Origin of the sequence: Curtobacterium sp. MCPF17_047 (assembly GCF_003234045.1) — a bacterium.
Classification (GTDB): Bacteria; Actinomycetota; Actinomycetes; order Actinomycetales; family Microbacteriaceae; genus Curtobacterium.
The window spans coordinates 188,264-204,268 of record NZ_QKSF01000003.1; the positions used below are offsets into that span (position 1 = coordinate 188,264).

Annotated in this window: 19 protein-coding genes; 10 read left to right on the forward strand and 9 right to left on the reverse strand. The window is 65.7% G+C overall.

Annotated features, from left to right (window positions below):
- Positions 1-1,026 precede the first annotated feature (1,026 nt).
- The 4 genes from DEJ33_RS04915 to DEJ33_RS17430 form a co-directional block, all read right to left on the reverse strand.
- Positions 1,027-1,512, reverse strand: a complete 486-nt coding sequence (locus DEJ33_RS04915) for a GNAT family N-acetyltransferase (protein WP_111077814.1) — start codon at positions 1,510-1,512, stop codon at positions 1,027-1,029.
- A gap of 134 nt (positions 1,513-1,646) precedes the next feature.
- Positions 1,647-2,321: an alpha/beta fold hydrolase gene (locus DEJ33_RS04920; RefSeq protein ID WP_111077813.1), complete on the reverse strand. Its 675-nt coding sequence runs from the start codon at positions 2,319-2,321 to the stop codon at positions 1,647-1,649.
- 89 nt (positions 2,322-2,410) lie between these two features.
- Positions 2,411-3,232: a phosphotransferase gene (locus DEJ33_RS04925; protein WP_181436551.1), complete on the reverse strand. Its 822-nt coding sequence runs from the start codon at positions 3,230-3,232 to the stop codon at positions 2,411-2,413.
- Positions 3,219-3,542 carry a transposase gene (locus tag DEJ33_RS17430; protein WP_220033983.1) on the reverse strand — a complete coding sequence of 108 codons (324 nt, stop codon included), beginning with the start codon at positions 3,540-3,542 and terminating at the stop codon, positions 3,219-3,221. Before DEJ33_RS17430 ends, DEJ33_RS04925 begins: the two co-directional genes overlap by 14 nt.
- Before the next feature lie 210 nt (positions 3,543-3,752).
- On the opposite strand from DEJ33_RS17430, the gene DEJ33_RS04935 reads away from it, so the two are divergent.
- Together DEJ33_RS04935 and DEJ33_RS16845 are read left to right on the forward strand one after the other, a co-directional pair.
- Positions 3,753-4,193, forward strand: a complete 441-nt coding sequence (locus DEJ33_RS04935) for a DUF4279 domain-containing protein (protein ID WP_111194388.1) — start codon at positions 3,753-3,755, stop codon at positions 4,191-4,193.
- Between the two features lie 496 nt (positions 4,194-4,689).
- The gene (locus DEJ33_RS16845; protein ID WP_146242525.1) at positions 4,690-5,007 is read left to right on the forward strand and encodes a hypothetical protein; all 318 of its coding nucleotides are present in this window, start codon (positions 4,690-4,692) and stop codon (positions 5,005-5,007) included.
- Between the two features lie 461 nt (positions 5,008-5,468).
- Here the strand turns inward: DEJ33_RS16845 and DEJ33_RS04940 are convergent, their stop codons facing one another.
- Positions 5,469-5,864, reverse strand: coding sequence for a helix-turn-helix domain-containing protein (locus DEJ33_RS04940; protein WP_220033984.1), 396 nt, complete (start codon positions 5,862-5,864; stop codon positions 5,469-5,471).
- A gap of 98 nt (positions 5,865-5,962) precedes the next feature.
- On the opposite strand from DEJ33_RS04940, the gene DEJ33_RS04945 reads away from it, so the two are divergent.
- Positions 5,963-6,817: an NAD(P)H-binding protein gene (locus DEJ33_RS04945; protein WP_111077809.1), complete on the forward strand. Its 855-nt coding sequence runs from the start codon at positions 5,963-5,965 to the stop codon at positions 6,815-6,817.
- Positions 6,818-6,897: 80 nt separating this feature from the next.
- On the opposite strand, the gene DEJ33_RS04950 is transcribed toward DEJ33_RS04945, so the two are convergent.
- Positions 6,898-7,242 (reverse strand): helix-turn-helix transcriptional regulator, encoded by a 345-nt coding sequence (locus DEJ33_RS04950; protein WP_111077808.1) that lies wholly within the window; start codon positions 7,240-7,242, stop codon positions 6,898-6,900.
- 89 nt (positions 7,243-7,331) lie between these two features.
- On the opposite strand from DEJ33_RS04950, the gene DEJ33_RS04955 reads away from it, so the two are divergent.
- Positions 7,332-8,567: an MFS transporter gene (locus tag DEJ33_RS04955; protein WP_111077807.1), complete on the forward strand. Its 1,236-nt coding sequence runs from the start codon at positions 7,332-7,334 to the stop codon at positions 8,565-8,567.
- Entirely contained in the window at positions 8,564-9,043 is a 480-nt protein-coding gene (locus DEJ33_RS04960; RefSeq protein ID WP_111077806.1) for a nuclear transport factor 2 family protein, read from the forward strand. Before DEJ33_RS04955 ends, DEJ33_RS04960 begins: the two co-directional genes overlap by 4 nt.
- A 248-nt stretch (positions 9,044-9,291) precedes the next feature.
- Here DEJ33_RS04960 and DEJ33_RS04965 read toward each other — a convergent pair whose 3' ends face one another.
- Positions 9,292-10,059, reverse strand: a complete 768-nt coding sequence (locus DEJ33_RS04965; RefSeq protein ID WP_111077805.1) for an alpha/beta fold hydrolase — start codon at positions 10,057-10,059, stop codon at positions 9,292-9,294.
- A gap of 245 nt (positions 10,060-10,304) precedes the next feature.
- On the opposite strand from DEJ33_RS04965, the gene DEJ33_RS04970 reads away from it, so the two are divergent.
- Complete coding sequence (locus DEJ33_RS04970; protein ID WP_111077804.1) at positions 10,305-10,556, forward strand: hypothetical protein; 252 nt, start codon at positions 10,305-10,307, stop codon at positions 10,554-10,556.
- Between the two features lie 59 nt (positions 10,557-10,615).
- On the opposite strand, the gene DEJ33_RS04975 is transcribed toward DEJ33_RS04970, so the two are convergent.
- On the reverse strand, positions 10,616-10,945 hold the full coding sequence (locus DEJ33_RS04975; protein ID WP_146242526.1) for a hypothetical protein: 330 nt from the start codon (positions 10,943-10,945) through the stop codon (positions 10,616-10,618).
- Between the two features lie 29 nt (positions 10,946-10,974).
- Here DEJ33_RS04975 and DEJ33_RS04980 point away from each other — a divergent pair, with 29 nt between their 5' ends.
- Positions 10,975-11,157, forward strand: coding sequence for a hypothetical protein (locus tag DEJ33_RS04980; protein WP_111077802.1), 183 nt, complete (start codon positions 10,975-10,977; stop codon positions 11,155-11,157).
- Between the two features lie 212 nt (positions 11,158-11,369).
- Here DEJ33_RS04980 and DEJ33_RS04985 read toward each other — a convergent pair whose 3' ends face one another.
- Entirely contained in the window at positions 11,370-12,569 is a 1,200-nt protein-coding gene (locus DEJ33_RS04985) for an MFS transporter (protein WP_111077801.1), read from the reverse strand.
- A 50-nt stretch (positions 12,570-12,619) separates the two neighbouring features.
- Between DEJ33_RS04985 and DEJ33_RS04990 the strand changes: the two genes are divergently transcribed.
- The 3 genes from DEJ33_RS04990 (at position 12,620) to DEJ33_RS05000 (ending at position 15,804) form a co-directional block, all read left to right on the forward strand.
- Positions 12,620-12,931: a helix-turn-helix transcriptional regulator gene (locus DEJ33_RS04990; RefSeq protein ID WP_111077800.1), complete on the forward strand. Its 312-nt coding sequence runs from the start codon at positions 12,620-12,622 to the stop codon at positions 12,929-12,931.
- A gap of 205 nt (positions 12,932-13,136) precedes the next feature.
- Positions 13,137-13,454 carry a hypothetical protein gene (locus DEJ33_RS04995; RefSeq protein WP_111194389.1) on the forward strand — a complete coding sequence of 106 codons (318 nt, stop codon included), beginning with the start codon at positions 13,137-13,139 and terminating at the stop codon, positions 13,452-13,454.
- 901 nt (positions 13,455-14,355) lie between these two features.
- Positions 14,356-15,804 carry a competence protein CoiA family protein gene (locus DEJ33_RS05000; RefSeq protein WP_111077798.1) on the forward strand — a complete coding sequence of 483 codons (1,449 nt, stop codon included), beginning with the start codon at positions 14,356-14,358 and terminating at the stop codon, positions 15,802-15,804.
- The last annotated feature ends 201 nt before the right edge of the window (positions 15,805-16,005 follow it).

Genomic DNA, 16,005 nt, shown 5'->3' on the forward strand with positions numbered 1-16,005 from the left:
GGGCATCTCCTAGAACTATCGGCACGCGAGACCGCGGTCGCGCCGGACTCGGCCTGATCCATCAGGCCGGCGATGGTCGATCACTTCCCGGGCGGCCGAGTCCGCATATGGATCGGCGGTTTCAAGGGGTCGTTGCAACGACCAGCTGAACCCAAGATCGGCTACCGGGCGACCCGAGGTGGCTTGTCAAGGCGGGACCACCGCTGGAGGTCTCTACGGCCAATCACTTCACCGACGTGACCTCTCTGGTGCGGCAAGAGAGACCGCAGCGCTGACGACGAACAGTGCGCCGCCGAGTCCGATACCAGTGGCACGCCAGTCAGTCTCTGGTGAGAACACCGGCGGACCCGACCCGTCGTCGAACTCGCACGAAACGCCGAGAGGGATGACCGTGCGGTGAGCGATCCGCGGCCCCTCAGGCGGGTACCCGTCCGGAGCTCGCCGCTCTTGGCAGGTTGCCACACCGACACCATGATGAATGTCACTTCCGTAAGCGCAGAGCAGCGCAACGACGATCAACGCGCACCCGACCACGCCGAGCAGAAGCACTCGTCCCCATCGAACCCGGCGACGAAACGGATACCCTGTCCCCGATCGCGTCGCCATAACCGAACCCTAGGTGGAAAGCCGCAGCCCTTGTCCCAGGAGACCATCCGGTACCGGACTCCATCTGGTCGCGCTTTCGACTTTCCGGTCACTCAGGGTGACCGAAGATGGACAGGAGTGTCCAGACGATGCCGATCATCGCCAGCCCTGCAGCGAGCACACGGACGAGTCCCGGGGTCATCGCACCTTGCGGACCCCGGCTTCCCAGCTGGGCGTCGAGGAAGAACTGGGAGATCGGCGCCGGACGTACGAACGCGGTGACCGCTACTGCAACGATTGCCGGCCCAGCGATCAGTCCGGGGATCCACATGAACTCCACACAACCAGGTCGACCTGATGGCGGTGGGGTGTAGCTGCCCGCTAGCGGATCGGCAACCGGACGGGGCTGACGGCCCTGACCGTGTCCTGGATGACGATCGTCTACCGGGCGGCTAATGCTCGTTGGTAGAAGATGAGCGAGTCACGGCGCCCCGTCTCCGTGAAGCCGTTCCGCACGAGAACACGCTGTGATGCATCGTTGTCTTGGGCCGTGTCTGCGGTCGCGACGGTGGCGCCGCAGTCGCGGGCGCGTTCGAGGGCCAGCTTCACCGCCTCGGTCGCTAGCCCCTTGCCGCGGGCCGCCGGCACCAGGCCGTAGCCGAATTCGACCACCCCCTGCTCGTCGGGCGGGCCGAAAAAGCCAAAGCCGCCTACTGCCAGACCATCCGAGGTACGGCGAATCATGTACATCGTGAAGTCCGGGTCAGGCTTTGGCGCGTCAGCGAGTGATCGGAGTGGGTCGAGCTCGTCGGGGTAGGGGTACTCCGGATGCCAATCGTCTCCGGGACGCTCGTCCCGAGCGACGATGCGCCGTGCAAGCTCTGGCGAGATCGGCTCGAGGACCACATGAACGTTCCGAAGGATCATGAACCGATCCTCGCAGGGCAACGCCAGAGGATGCAGCGCTTGTGCCCGGTAGCCGATCGTTCACCGGGACCGCTCCGACCGCCTCGCTTCCACTCTGCGTGCGGTGCCTACCTTTGCAGTTGCCCGGTGAACCCCTACAAGGCGTCAGCGGCGCCCGGATGATCCTGTGGCCGATGTCCGTAGCCGGTGAGAGTCATCCGTCGGGCACGGTGCAGCTGCGAAGCAATTGCTTCGTACTCCTCGTTCCAGCCTCCGGTGATCACGAGCATCGGCACGTCGACGTCCGACGGCGTATCCAGGGTCCACGGCCCAGGGAGCCTGCGCTGCCGATCGGCAGCCAGGAGTTCGTCCGGGCTCACCGGCGATGTCCCGGCAATGCCAGTGAGGGCTGTTGCGAACGCGACGGCGAACTGCGCGGTGTCGATTTCGGCCGCGGTATCGAGCACTGGTTGTACGCGGTCGATGTGCGCCTCGACTGCCGCGTTGCCTCGAGCCAGCGCGTACGCAGCAGGCTCAAAGAGCACCAGCCCTGCGATCAGGTCGGGCCGGTGAGCTGCGGCGCGCATTGCGATCGGCCCACCGTACGAGTGTGCGACGACGGCAGCGCCTGGTGAGCAAGTGCCGATGAGCGTCGACTCCCAGGCATCTTGCTCGAAGGCGACAGCTGCGCCGTCCCCGTAACCAGGCATCACCGCAAACCGAGCGTGCTCGATGTGAGCCGCGATGGGCCAGGCGCGGTCGAAGGTCCGGTTCGATCCGTGCAGGAAGACGACCGCTCTCTCGCGGTTCCCGGGAAGGGCGTCTGCCATGACTGAAACGCTAGCAACCGTGGCTCCGCTCGTTGCAGCGGAGCACGCCCGATCAAGGATCGGCTACCGGGCGGGCTCGGCCGCAACAGCTACCCCGCTGCGTGCTCGAGCTGTTCGGTTGCTGCTCGGCCCCACCCGTTGGGGTCGTCCCCGGGGGGCACAACGGCCATGGAGTACCAGCACACGAGGACCGGCCACCAACGGAGTTCCTCGTCCGTGAGGGTTTGAACTGCTTGGTATCCGTCTAGAAAATGCTCCCGAACGGACACTGAGACCGGTCCCCAGTCCCGGAAGAGTGTGCCGAGCATGACCGCTGAACGAGCGAGTTCAACGATTCGATGGTCAAGTCGAAGCTCTTCGAAGTCGAGAACGCCGACGACTTCAGTGCCTGCGCATAAGATGTTCGCCGCGCGGTAGTCGCCCTGCACGATCTGCATGGGCGGAAGGTCCGCCGGCACTCGTTCGAGCATCTGCCCGAGGACGTCGCGGGTCTGCGGGGACACCGTGGACGGCTCGGAGGCGAGCCAGCCCGATACCTGCTGGGTGAGCGGTGCCGGCGGCGACAGGACCTCGTGTTGCGCGTCGCGCATCGGGTACGAGCGCAACGCATCGTGCAGCCGAGCAAGCGTCGCCCCCGCTGCCCGAACCTGATCGGCGTCCTCAACGCTGAGATGGACTCCATCGATGATGCCCTGCACGCCCATCGATACGCCGTCGTTCGTCACCTGAACCTCACCCGCGAGCGTCGGCAGCGGAGCAGACACCGGCAATCCCTGTGCCCCGAGCCAAGCAGTGAGCTCGGCTGCGAAGGCGAGCCGTTCGAACCGGTCGGATGCGACCGACCACTTCAACAGCAGACGCTCGTCGTCTCTGCGAACCCATGCAAGCGCGTTGCTGTCACTCAGCACCACGCGCTCCGGGAACCCGACCCGAACCCGGCAGGTTCGCCTGCGACAGATACGCCGCCGCTCGGCGCAGCACCTCGACTTCCTGCTCGAGGAGCCGGTTCCGCCGCCGCAACTCACGGACTTCGTCGGACTCGGCACGCGTCGTTCCGGGACGCTCCCCGTCTTCGACGGCAGCGCGGCGCAGCCACTTCGTCAACGTCATCGGGTGGACACCGAAGTCGGCGGCGATCTGCTCGATTGTCACTCCCGGCTCACGGCTCCGAGCAACACGCACGACATCGTCGCGGAACTCCTGCGGGTAGGGCTTGGGCACGATGGCATCCTTCCAGGCTGCCCTCCCGGGCAAGCCAGATCAGACGTCACCTATCCGTGCAGCAGACCCCTGGAGTCGGTGTCCCGCTTGACGGTGGGCTACCGAACGCTGGCTCAATCGCTCTTGATCGTTCCGGTAGGGGATCGGTGAGCGGACGCCTTCGTATCAGAGGCCACGACCTCGGCGCAGCGCGAGTGAGACACTGCCGGAGTGATCAAGAACATCCAGGTGGAGTTGAACATCCATGGACAACGAGGCTCTTCGGTGCATGTGACACAACTCTTGGGCGTCGCACCAGACGAGCAGTACGAAATCGGCGACCTCAAGGGAGACGGTCCCCGCGTCTTCGACGTATCGATATGGAACCTATTCAGCAACCGTCACGTTGACGAGATCCGCACAGAGCACGGGCGAGACCCTTGGGGGCGTGTGCAGTGGATGCTGCCGGAAAACTCGGCGGAGCTATTCGCGGGTCTACGCGACGAGGGCTACGGGGCCAACCTGTCTGTGTCCCTCATCACCGACCACAAGGAGAACACCTTCACGGTGCCGGCGGAGGTGTTGCGGCAGGTGGCAGCCGCTGGGCTCGATCTCGAGCTGTCACCCGTATCGACCAAGCACATGGACATCTCGTACCGCGACTTCTGGTGATCCCGACGCCGTCAGCGGGACACGCTCAGAACCGTCCGATGACGGGTCGGCTGTCGGACGCAGGCCCCGGTCTACGCTGGATGCTATGACCAGGCCAGACCCAGGGAAGTCGGCGGATGAGATGAGTCGGTCAGGCTCAGTGGCGATGCTTGTGTTCGGAGTGATTTCGCTTGGAGTCGCTCTTCTGTTTGTGACTACCGCGAGCCCTTTTGAGCCGGCCGGCCGCAGCCAGCTTCCCGCAATTGTCCTCGCAGGCGTCGCTGCCTTGGCTGGGATTGGTTGCATCGTGCTCGGGGCCCGACAGCTCGTACGCCTCCGGAACACACGCTGAAGGACAACGAGCCGCGCGACCAATAGTCGGCCCTACGCTCGATGTCACTTCCACGTATCGGATGACGATCGTTCACCGAGACGGAAGCAATGCTCCGGTGAGCGGGCAGACGGGCGTAGCGTCGAGGTCGCGAAGTAGCTTCGCACTGCCCACCGAAGGAGCCCCATGCCACAGGTTGTCGTAGGCGTTCCGCTGGCGAAGGTGCCGGAGCTCTTCCGCCAGGCGGTTCACGCCGTGCAAGGTGCCACCCTCATCGAGGTCCTTGAAGACCGCGCTCTCGTCGGCCGCCGTACTACCTTCGCAGTACGATCCGAGACGACCCGCTTCACGTTCCATGCCCGGTCGGAGTCGACATCTGAGATACGCGCCGAGTCCACCAACGGTGGAGTATTCGGCATCGCCACCTATCGCGGAGCGGTCCTCGAAATTGGTCGCGCTGTACTCAAGGAACTAGAACGCGCCTCTGCGCCGAACCAGGGCTGATCCTCCAACTGCCGATCGGCTACCCCTCCGATAGCCGGTGGGCTACCGAACACCGCCTCGGTCGCTCTTGGTTGTTCCAGAAGGGGATCGGCTGCCGGGCGGTTCCGTGCGGATGCGTTCTCAATGATCGAGCGTGGGCCACTCCTGCGATCGTAAGAAACGTGGACGCGGAGGATTGGCTCGTCATCATCCATGGAGCGGGGCTCGGTGATCACTGCGATCTGACCCAGGTCGGTGTACGACGTTGCGGTGGCATCCCGGCCCGTGCTGCCCTCGGGCCAGCTGCCGGGGGCTGTGCTCAACTGGGTGGTCCTCGCTGTGGTGCTCGCGCTGACGTGGGTCCCGTCGCTGCGGGCCCGAAGCGCAGCATCGCGCCGACAGGGACAGCACGACCACAGCGCCAGCGATGGTGACGATCGCTGCGGCGGCGAGCACCCACCGGCCCACGTGCAGGAGCCGCATCAGTGCGACTGCAGCCGATTGAGCGAGTCCACGTGCTCGACGTGCTCCTCTGCCCACTCCCGCAGTACCTCGAGCGGTCTGCTCAGGGACATCCCTAGCGGTGTGAGTTGGTAGTAGACGCGAGGGGGAACGGAGTCCTCAACACGGCGGTCCACGAGCCCGTCTCGGACAAGCCCCTGCAGTGTCACCGAGAGCATCTTGTGCGAGACCCCGGGCATGCCGCGGTTCAACTGCGCGAATCCCATCTCGGCGAAGTCGTTCTCCGCCAGAAGCGCGATGACCATCGACACCCACTTGCCACCGATCCGGTCAAGGAGAACCCGGGTCGGGCAGTCTTTTGAGAAGAGGTCTCCGCGCTGACTGCGCTGCCCAACGGTCGTTGACTCGGTTACCACGGGGTTACCTCCGATCGACGAAGTGCGTTCTTCCGCGCTCCTCCGGCTTGAGCATACGGTGACCACGTCACCATTCGTTACCTCGCGAAAGTACGGTTATGACCCTCTCCCTTATTGGCGCCACTGGACAGCTCGGCGGCCACGCGATCGACGCCCTCCTGGGCCGCGGAACTGCCCCGCGGGACGTGCTCGCGCTCGGTCGGAACCGCCGCCGGCTCATCGAACTAGCCGAGCGCGGCTTGTCCGTCGCTGAACTCGACCTCGATGACGAGGTTGCGACGGCCGCGTCGCTTGAGGGCAGCGACGTGCTCGTGCTCATTTCCGTCGGCGGGATGTCTGGTGGATTGGCGCCGCGGACCGCTGCCCTCCGCGCCGCAAAGGCCGCCGGTGTCGGGAGGGTGGTGTACACGTCGGTACTGCGGGCGTCGACGACTCGTCTCGAGATCGCTGCTGACCACAGGGCAACAGAGAAAGCGATCGAGGCTTCCGGGATCCCGTACACGATTTTGCGGAACGGCTGGTACACGGAGAACCAGCGTCCTGAGTTCGGTGCGGCGCGTAGTGGCGGCGCGATCGCGAACAGTATCGGCCAGGGCCGGATCGCTTCCGCGCCGCGACGCGAGTACGGAGAAGCCATCGCGGTCACCTCGACGACGGCCGGACACGAGGGGGTTGTGTACGAGCTCTCCGGTGACACGGCGTGGTCGTTCGCGGAGTTTGCGGCGGCGTCCGCTGAAGTGCTCGGCGCGTCCGTCCGCTACGAAACCCTGACGGCAGACCAACAACACGCGGCCCTGATCGCTACGGGTCTTGACGAGGATACTGCTTGGCTTTTCGGCCGCGCCTACGCCGACATGGCAGCCGGCGAGCTCGACGCCGTCTCAGGAGACCTGGCGCGCCTCATCGGTCACCCGACGGAACCGCTCCGCACCACGCTCCAGAGCTGGCTCTGACCACGCACCCGCATTGCAACAGAAAGCGCTCCTGGATACGGCCGGGAGCTGGGGCGCGCCGACTGCCTCGCAGTGCTCGGTCACGCGCTCGTGATCAGCGCATCCAGGAGGCCGGGGAATCGTTGCTCAAAGTCCCATCGGCGAAGTTGCACGCGGTGGGAGCGTCCCTCCGCGAACGTTCGTGTCAGACCGACTTCTCGGAGGATGCGGAAGTGGTGCGACATGGTCGCTCTCGACAGGTCGCATCCCCAGTCCGTCGTGCTCTTGTTCAGCGCCTCACCAGAAGCAAGGACCTTCACGATCTGCAACCGGACCGGGTCGACGAGGGCTTTGAGCACGTCGACCAGCTCGACACGAGCCAGATCCGCCACCGGGTACTCATCGGTATCGGGCGCAAGATCCGTGCGTAGGTCCGTCGCGTGCATGTGCTGATTGTACGACGATGACCGAACGAAACGTCGGCGCTTTGGTGGATTGGTTGACGGTCATCTAACAGTGCGGTAGCGTCCACTGCATGACGTCGATCGAACAATCAAGGTCCCCGCGCGGCCCGTACCTCCGCCTCGGAGTCCTGGCGGCGGCGCTCTTCGTCGTCGGCACGAACGCCTTCGTCGTCGCGGGTGTCCTCCCTCAGATCGCTGCAACTCTGCACGTCAACACGGCACAAGTCGGCTACACCATCACCGTGTACGGAATCGTCGTAGCGATCGTCTCCCCGGTAATCGCAACGATCTTCGCGAAGGTGCCACGCGCTGCACTGATGGCTGTGGGGCTCGCGGTGATCACGGTAGGTGTCGCCGTCACGGCCGCATCCACCACCATCGGATCCTTCACGGTCGGACGCTTGGTGGCGGCTCTGGGGGGTGCCGCGCTCGTGCCCGCAGCGACCGCCGTGGCACCACGGCTCCTTCCGCCCGAGCGCCGCGGTCGAGCATTGACCGCGGTAGGCCTGGGCTTCACCCTGGCGACCGCGCTCGGGGCACCCGCCGGGACGGCGCTTGCTGCGGTGACGAGTTGGCGGGTGCCGTTGGTGGCCGTGACCATCGTGTCCGCCGTCCTGGCCGTTCTCGTCGCCGTCAGCCTGCGCCGCGCACCGACCGACGCGCCTCTCTCCGCCCGAGCTCGCCTCGGAGTGCTGAGGGAGCGCCGGGTCGCCGCTGCCTTGTTGACGACGGTGTTCCTCTGCTTGTCCTTCAACATCGTTTACTTCTTCAGCTCCGCCGTCTCGGCTCCTGTGACGCACGGGAACGGGTCACGCCTGGCTGTCCTGCTGCTCCTGTACGGCATCGGCGGGATCGTCGGCACGCTTCTTGCCGGCCCTATCACCGACAGGTTCGGCAGCGGGGCCATCTTCACCGCCGCGATTACCGTCGAGGTAGTCGTCTTCGTGCTGCTGACACTCGCCGGCAACTCATTCGCTGAGGCCGCTGTCCTGTTCGCCTTCTGGGGACTCGCGGGCTTCGGCGCAGGCATCCCCCTCCAGCACCGTCTGGTGAGCATCAACCCGGCCACCGCAGGAATCGCCCTGTCCTGGTACAACACGGCCCTCTACGTCGCCATCGCGCTGGCTCCGATCCTGGGCGGCCTCGTCGTGGACGCGCACGCTCAGGCTTTGCCGCTGATTGGCGACGGAGCGGCTGTGCTTGCGCTCGTGGTCTTCACCTTCACCCGAGACGGCCGGCCGAACACGCACACGGCCACCCTGAACCGGCCCGCAACCCAAACCACCCCTCCCGGAGGACAGAAATGACCAACTCAAACACCGAACCGTCCGACGTCCAACTGCTCCTCGACCAAACGGCGATAACACAGCTCGTCTACCGGATTGCCCGTGCGATGGACGCGCGGGACTGGGCGCTCCTCAGTGACTGCTTCACCCCGGACGCAGTCGGCGACTTCGCAAACGGCGACGCCGATGGCTTGGACGCGATCCTGACGCAGTACCGGAACTTCCTCAACCCGCTCGAGGTCACACAACACCTCGTCAGCAACGTCGAACCTGCTGTCAGCGGCGACACCGCAACCGCCCACACGACGTTTCAGGCCCAGCACCTCCGCACGACCGACGGCACCGGCCAGTACCTCCTCGGCGGAAACTACGACGACGAGCTCATCAAGACCACGGCGGGCTGGAAGATCCAGAAGCGACGCGTTCGGGGCCTTTGGAGCGCTGGCGACGCCACCGTCTTCGCTCGACCTCTCACGCGTCCCAGCGCCTCGAACTGACCGTCGGACCACCACCGCAAGCGGCCCTGGCGCGGTCGAACGAGAGCGGTCAGTTGTCCGCCTCGTCCGCCCGTGAGGGCGTGCGGACGATGGCGACCTGCTGCTCAGCGTGCCCTTCGCAGGCCCATGATGTCTCGGAACCGGCGTGATCTCGACCGGCGACGTCTGACCACGAACAAACACCCGCAGAATTCGCCGCCGTGCCATGGTTCGCTCGAGCGGCGGGGCCGTCTGTAGGGCGTCGTCTCTTACTCCTCGAAGTGCTCTCCGGTCCTACGCCGCCGGGCTGAAGCACCGCTCGTTGCCAAGTTGTCTACCCACTCGCGAAGGAGTGCGCTCGTCGCCCCAGGGCAATCTCGGTGAGGACTGTGCCCTGCCCCGGCCACCGTCTCGTACCGCACACGTGAGTTCGCGCCCAGCACCTCCCGCGCGATGGACGGGCCGAAGACCGTGAAGACCTTTGGATCGCCAGCGATGATGAGAGTCGGAGCACGCAAAGCCGCAACGTCGGCAAGCCGGTCCCAGGGATCGTTGTCGTCAAACGTTGCAGCGACGGCGGCTGGGTCGGCGGCCTGAAGGCCTACGAATCGCTCGGCATGGTCTCGAGCATCCCAATGAGGCTGCTCGGCCACGACCTGCTCAAGCGAGCTCTCAAGAGCGATGAGCTCTTGACGACGGGTATCGGCCCTGACGCCCTCGTCGAGCCGGAGAACAGGATCGATCAGCACAAGCTGGCGCGCCCAACTGGTGTCTCTTGCCGCGGCACGGACAGCGATCGCGCCCCCAAGCGAGTGCCCGACGACGACATCCCAAGGACCGGAGGCCGGCCGCAGCGCAAGTACGTCGTCCGCGTAGTCATCATGGCGAGACGCACCACCACGCGTCCCCGCACCGTGGCCCCGAAGATCAGGCGCGGCTACGGACCAGCCCATTGCCTGCAACTCTTCCTCGAAACGCCACCACGTGCCGGCCGCGCTGCCAAGACCGTGCACGAGCAGCGCGCTGCGATTCGTCATGGCACCACGCTATCGGCCCCGACGGAGACTGAAGGTAACGACCGCCCCGCCATCCGTGCATTACGCGAGCCCTCCACCGGACCGTACGGGAAGGTCCGCAATTACTCATTCTGGACGCGGAGGACGCGCGACCGACGCGGAAGACCGCCGCAGAGCGCATCCAAGGAGAGCTCCTGCGGCCGTAGCGCCCGGTAGACGATCGGTCAGCGGACGAAGCCATCGAGCGTTCATATAGCGTCATTCGCGTGACCGACATGCAGCAGCGCAGCCTCCTTGAACGACTTGTCGGGAAGCCAAGACCGTGGGTCGTCTGGGCATATGCCGGCCTTGCCGTTATCTGGGACCTCCTCGCCATCATCGATCCGTCCAGGCTTCACACCTTCATGGCAATCGCGTGGACGATCCTCGCCGGGCTCCAGATCGGCTCCGCCCGCTACGTCCGCCGGCAGGAGCGAAGCCGCGCTCACAACGCAGACAGAGGTGACGTCGCCCACTGACCTCAACGGCGCGTCCGGTAGCCGATCGGCTACCGGGACGACAAAGGACGAACTCGCTATCAGCCCGTCGTGTTGACGGGTGCGGATGGTTCGTCGGGTTCGTCGGGTCCGTCGGCAACGAACTCCATCGTGATGAGGTCCAACAGGTCCCGTGACAGCACGGCGGTAACGATGCGTCCGTCGGGCAGCGGCGCACCGACCCCGACCACGAACGCATCCGTGTCGATCATCATCCCGCCATCAGCGACAGCCCCATCGACGATGACGTCCGCTGACTGCACCGCAGACTGCTGCACCAGGGGTGTCCACGGTTCTTCGGTCGGATCACCGAGCCCGTAGTCGCGACGAAACGAATTGTGAAGGACGTAGTCGACATGCTCGGTGAGCAACGTCGGCAGGTCTGCGGTCGTTGCGTCGGGTGCTGACCAGCACCACGTTCTCCTACTCCGACGGTCTGGCCCTGTGGGAGAAGGCGCCCAACGCCAAGGACTTCGACGTCGTCGAGGGTGCTGGGCACTACGAGATGTACGACGAGGCGGAGTACGTCGACGAAGCAGTCGAGACCCTGCATGCCTTCTACCGGGAGCACCTCGCCGACTGAATCGCTCGACAGCATCTTCCGCGGATGACGAATGGGCACCGCCGCTTGTAGATCTCCAGGGCTTGGCAGCGGCCACGGGACGATCGGCCGCTGAGACGAGACCACCCGAGCAGAGAGGGTGTCCATCGGCGCTCTGGTCCGCTGATCCACGTTGAGCGTTCTCGTAGATCGTTTCGACGCTGATCCCAACCGAAACCTGATGCACGTGCGACTCATCGCGCCGATCGGCGTTTCCCGGTCCGCGTCGAGACGGCGACGAGTGCGAGCGCGACGAGTGCGGCGATGCCCGCCACGAGGAGCACCGCCCACGTGCCGAGGTGGAGTGCTGCCGCACCGAGGACGGGAGCGACGGCGATGCCGACGTACGTCGCGGTTGAGTACCACGACAGTGAGACGCCGATCTCTGCCGGGTTCGCCGCGACGAGGACGGCCTGGATCCCGATCTGCGGGGCGATGGCGACGAGGCCCCAGACGGCGTAGAGGGCGATCGCGCCGGGGAGGGAGTCGGTGGATGCCGAGAGCGCCGCGTAGACCGCGGCCATCGCGAGGAGGCCGAGCACTGTGGCCCACACGCCGCTTTGACGATCCACCGCGACGCCACCGAGCCAGGTGCCCACCAGGGTTGCGAGCCCGAAGGAGAGCAGCACGACGGCGAGCAAGGCGGGGCGCCCGCCGACGACCGGCTCGAGGACCTCGGAGGTGAAGACGTAGAGCACGTTGAACGACACCATGTAGGACACCATCGCGACCAGCGCGAGGAGGATCCGGCGATCCGCGAGGACGCTGAAGCGCTCCCGCAGCGACCGCGCGGCAGCGCCGGGGATACCCGTCATCGTCGACCCGAGCGTGAGCGCGAGGAGGCCGGCGAGCACCGCGATGCCGACGAGCGCGGCCCGCCACCCGATCCCCGCAGCGACCGCGGCGCCGAGCGGCGACCCGAACGCGATCGCGCCGGCGAATCCTGCGGTGACGATCGCGATCGCGCGTCCACGGTGGTGCGGCTCGACGAGCGTCGGGGCAGCGGCGGTGGCGGGCGGCACTAGGGCCGCGCCGCCGAGCGCGGCGACGATCCGGCCGACGATGAAGACGTCGACGTTCCCAGCGACCGCCGTGACCGCGGTGCCGATCGCGACCAACGCCATCCCGGTTGTCAGTAGGCCCCGGCGTGGGACCACCGCCAGGAACGTCGCGACCACCGGCGACGCGAGCGCGACGACGGCGGCGTACCAGGTGATCGCCGTGGCGACCGTCGCGGTGGAGGTGCGCAGTCCCTCGGCGAGGTCCGGTAGGACGCCGGCGATCACGAACGCGTTCGTCCCGACCACGAACAGTGCAGCAGCGAGGACCCACAGGCGTGCCAGTGCAGGAGCGCCCATGCCACGAGCCGGATACGATCGTTCGAAGGATGTCATACGGACACGCTAGTGGACCGTTAGGCTTTTATCGAACGATTGGATGCGCAATGCCCGAGTACCCGAGTGCCGACCTCGCGGACATCCCGCTCGAGACGGTCCTGAAGGCGCTCGGCGATCCCACACGCCTCGAGATCGTCCGGATGCTCGCCGACGGCGCGCCGTTGCCGAAGAACGACGTCTGGGCGGCGTTCGCCGCGTCGAAGGCGACCTGTTCGTACCACTTCAAGACCCTCCGCGAGGCGGGCGTGGTGGTGTACGAGGTGCACGGCCGCACGCACGACATCCGCCTGCGTGTGAACGAGCTCAACCTGCGGTTCCCTGGCCTGCTGCTGGCTGTGACATCGGGCCCGCATCGCTGAGGTCACCGGAACAATGCCTTGACGCACCGCATACGCCGCGATCGACGCTGCCATTGGCGTCGTCGACGCTGACTGCTTGAATCGCGCAGGAGTGCAGCCCGACGGGATCGCCGCCCTTCGCGCTCGGTTTAGCTCCGACGCAACCCCGTCTCAGTAACCGATCCTTTCCTGGTCACTGGACTTGAAGAGCGAGGAAGCTCGAGCGGTGCAAGCGAACATCAGATCGGTGACGGTGCAGGGCCGGGCTCAGGACCGTGACGCCGACCTCGACCGTGTACAGCAGATCGAAGTTGAGACCGATACGGGTCACCGTTATGTGGTCACCTGCGAAGGCCCACCGGTTGGGTCTCCCTCGGACTGGAAGGTGACTAGCGCCGATGATGGTCACCTGGTCGGTAGTGTCCGGTTACTTGGCGCAGGCATGCCTGGCGCGACCAACTACCGGTACAAGAGAGCCGGCGCGCTCCTCGCGGGCGGTAAGCAGTTCGATCTGTGGAACGCGGTGCAGTCCCTGTTGCGGTGATGGCCCCTGCTGGCCGGGCATACAACCAGCGCTCGGCCACTTCGCGGAGCTCTTGAGCGTGTCCGATAGCCGGTCGTCCACCGGTACACGGTTGGCGGCGACAACTACGACAACTTACCCGTCTCCTGCTTGACCTGGGGATTCCCGTATGACTGTCCCGCGAAAATGCCCGGTGAAGGGGCGCTAAACGCAACACCGTCCACGTACCCGAGCAAGGGTGCGGCACTTCCAGTCGGGTGACGCCAGCGCGGGGACCAGATCGCTGCGCGTCCCGCTCGAGCACGTCCCTGCCGAACGCCGTGTTCACCTCGCCAGCGACCTAGCGCGCACAGCACGCTGCTCCTGACTCGCCGGGAGACGACCCCTGACGGAGGCAGCACCGAGGAACGCGCTCCGGCGACAAGTTGTGTGCGAAAAAGACAGGTTATTCGCGCGGCGACAGTATGTTCGCAATCGATCTCGTCGCTCGGGCCCTCGCTCGGTTGCGTTCGCAGTTAATCCTGTCGCTGACCGCCTTCGCGACAAGTTCGGCTGCGAGCGCGACAAGATCGGCTGCGGACGACAACAACTGTGAGTGTCATCGCAATGTGTCGCGTACCTCCGCCTGACATCGCCGATTGCAGCTTGCTTGTCGCCGAACTTTTGCAGAGTTTCGTGTCGCCTGAGCGAAACCCCCGGTCAGAAGGAACGGTCCTCATGGACGGTTGCCTGGTGCCCGCCGGCAGATGGCTTCAAAATCCGGAGCTCGCAGTCCCGGAGCTGAGTGTGCGCTTCGTATTCCGCGAAGTTGCGTGAAAACAGGCAGGTCTAGGGAGAGCGCAGCTGTCTCCCCTGCGAGACATGACCTTGACCCTTTGTGGGGACCTGACGATGTCGAAGCTTCGGGCTACGGTCAGCTCCTGTGGAGCAGTCCTTCGTCTTCGACCACGCAGCGCTGCTAGCGGCGTTTCAAAAGGACGGCGATCCCAGGTTCCTGTGGGGCCTCGACCGGAGCACCGGTGGCCTTTTCTACCTCGAGGACAACCAGGCCCACGAGCGGCGCGACCACGTCGTTGCGAACGTGACGTGCCCTGTACCCGGATGCGACGCACAACTCACCACCGTCCACAGCACCGTCAAACGCGATCACCTGCGCCATCTGTCCTCCGCCGGCGGACACGGGCACGAATCGCTTTCCCACTCCCAGGGCTGCGCCTTGATCGAAGAGTGGCTCCGGCTGAAGTACCCGCAGTGCCGCGTCAAACGCGAGGAGTACATCAGCCCGGAGGGCGAGAGCCGCGCCGACGTTCTCATCACGCATCCGTCAGGTGAGCGCGTTGCGTTCGAGGTGCAGTACTCGCCGCTCACCGCCGACGCTTGGAACGAGCGACACGAGCGCTACCGTGCCCGCGGCGTCCGCGACGTATGGCTCTTCGGCCACACCAGGAAGCAGCTCAAGCTCGACAACGCAGGCCGGCTGCAGTCGAACCCCGCCCTTGCTGCTGTCGCGGCGACGGGAGTTCCGCTGCTCTTCATCAATCCTGAGGCGCGGCAGGTCGCGCTTGCGACTTCCTGGGTGTCGTCCTTTTCCGCTGAGATCGGCGCTGTGACCCTGCCGCCGGACGTTCCCGTGCTTGGCGGCGCTGACGGAGCAGTCCTCGAGGTGTACCCGCTTAAGCACTTCCGCCTCGGTCGTCCCGCGTTGACCTCGGACCGAATCGCGTGGCTGCTCGACAACGCGCGCGAGCTGCCGGTCTACAACGAACGGCAGCGCCAGCTGTACGCCGAGCGGCTTGAACGCGATCGCCTCCGAGAACAGGCCCGGCGCGCGCAGCAGGCAGAGCAGTGGGGACGCGGTCGCAAGCGCCGCGAGGCTCAGGTCGAGGCCATCCGCACTGCGCTGCAGGTGATCGCGCCTTGGAATACATCGCACCCGGCGGTACCGCTCATCGAGCAGTTTCTCGACGGTCGCAGACCGCGGGATCTTGGTCGGACGGGCAACCTCGAACAGTGGAAGTGCATTGCATACTTCTTCCACATCGCCGGCCAACTCGAGGTCCGCTTCGGCGTTAAGGACGTTGCTGACTCGCTCTACCGACACCGCATCCAACTTGGCCAAGGGACTTACAAGACGATCGGTCGCTGGCTTAACGAGCTCGTCTACGAGGAGTTCCTCTACGAGGGCCGAGGCACCGACGGGTTCCCCATCTATAAGCCGCACTTCACCGGCACCTGGTGGTGGCCGCACGTCCGCCCCTCGGTGAGGTGGGCGCGTGAGCTCCGACGCACTCGACCGTTCAACCCTCGTCCGTGCTGTGCACGAGGCGCGGGACCGACGCCTGCGCCTGGTGCACGTCACCATCGCGACTGAGGACGGCGACGGCTACCCGTCGTTCTACGTCGACCGCTGGGTCACTGCGGTGAGTGTGCCGCTCACGAACAACCAGGCCAGGGCTGACCAGTCGCGCGGGTGAGGGCGTTCACCGTCCGCGTGCCCGACGAGATCGACGCGATCGTCGAGGCGCTGCAGGCCTCCGTCGCCCAGGGCTCGCAGTCGAAGCAGCAAGGTGAC

Excerpts from the sequence above, each read along its gene's own strand:
- DEJ33_RS04915 (WP_111077814.1), bottom strand. The coding sequence starts at position 1,512 with ATGATCCTTCGGAACGTTCATGTGGTCCTCGAGCCGATCTCGCCAGAG.
- DEJ33_RS04985 (WP_111077801.1), bottom strand. The coding sequence starts at position 12,569 with ATGACATCCTTCGAACGATCGTATCCGGCTCGTGGCATGGGCGCTCCT.
- DEJ33_RS04960 (WP_111077806.1), top strand. The coding sequence starts at position 8,564 with ATGACCAACTCAAACACCGAACCGTCCGACGTCCAACTGCTCCTCGAC.
- DEJ33_RS04920 (WP_111077813.1), bottom strand. The coding sequence starts at position 2,321 with ATGGCAGACGCCCTTCCCGGGAACCGCGAGAGAGCGGTCGTCTTCCTG.
- DEJ33_RS04990 (WP_111077800.1), top strand. The coding sequence starts at position 12,620 with ATGCCCGAGTACCCGAGTGCCGACCTCGCGGACATCCCGCTCGAGACG.
- DEJ33_RS16845 (WP_146242525.1), top strand. The coding sequence starts at position 4,690 with ATGCCACAGGTTGTCGTAGGCGTTCCGCTGGCGAAGGTGCCGGAGCTC.
- DEJ33_RS04965 (WP_111077805.1), bottom strand. The coding sequence starts at position 10,059 with ATGACGAATCGCAGCGCGCTGCTCGTGCACGGTCTTGGCAGCGCGGCC.
- DEJ33_RS04950 (WP_111077808.1), bottom strand. The coding sequence starts at position 7,242 with ATGCACGCGACGGACCTACGCACGGATCTTGCGCCCGATACCGATGAG.
- DEJ33_RS04955 (WP_111077807.1), top strand. The coding sequence starts at position 7,332 with ATGACGTCGATCGAACAATCAAGGTCCCCGCGCGGCCCGTACCTCCGC.
- DEJ33_RS04945 (WP_111077809.1), top strand. The coding sequence starts at position 5,963 with ATGACCCTCTCCCTTATTGGCGCCACTGGACAGCTCGGCGGCCACGCG.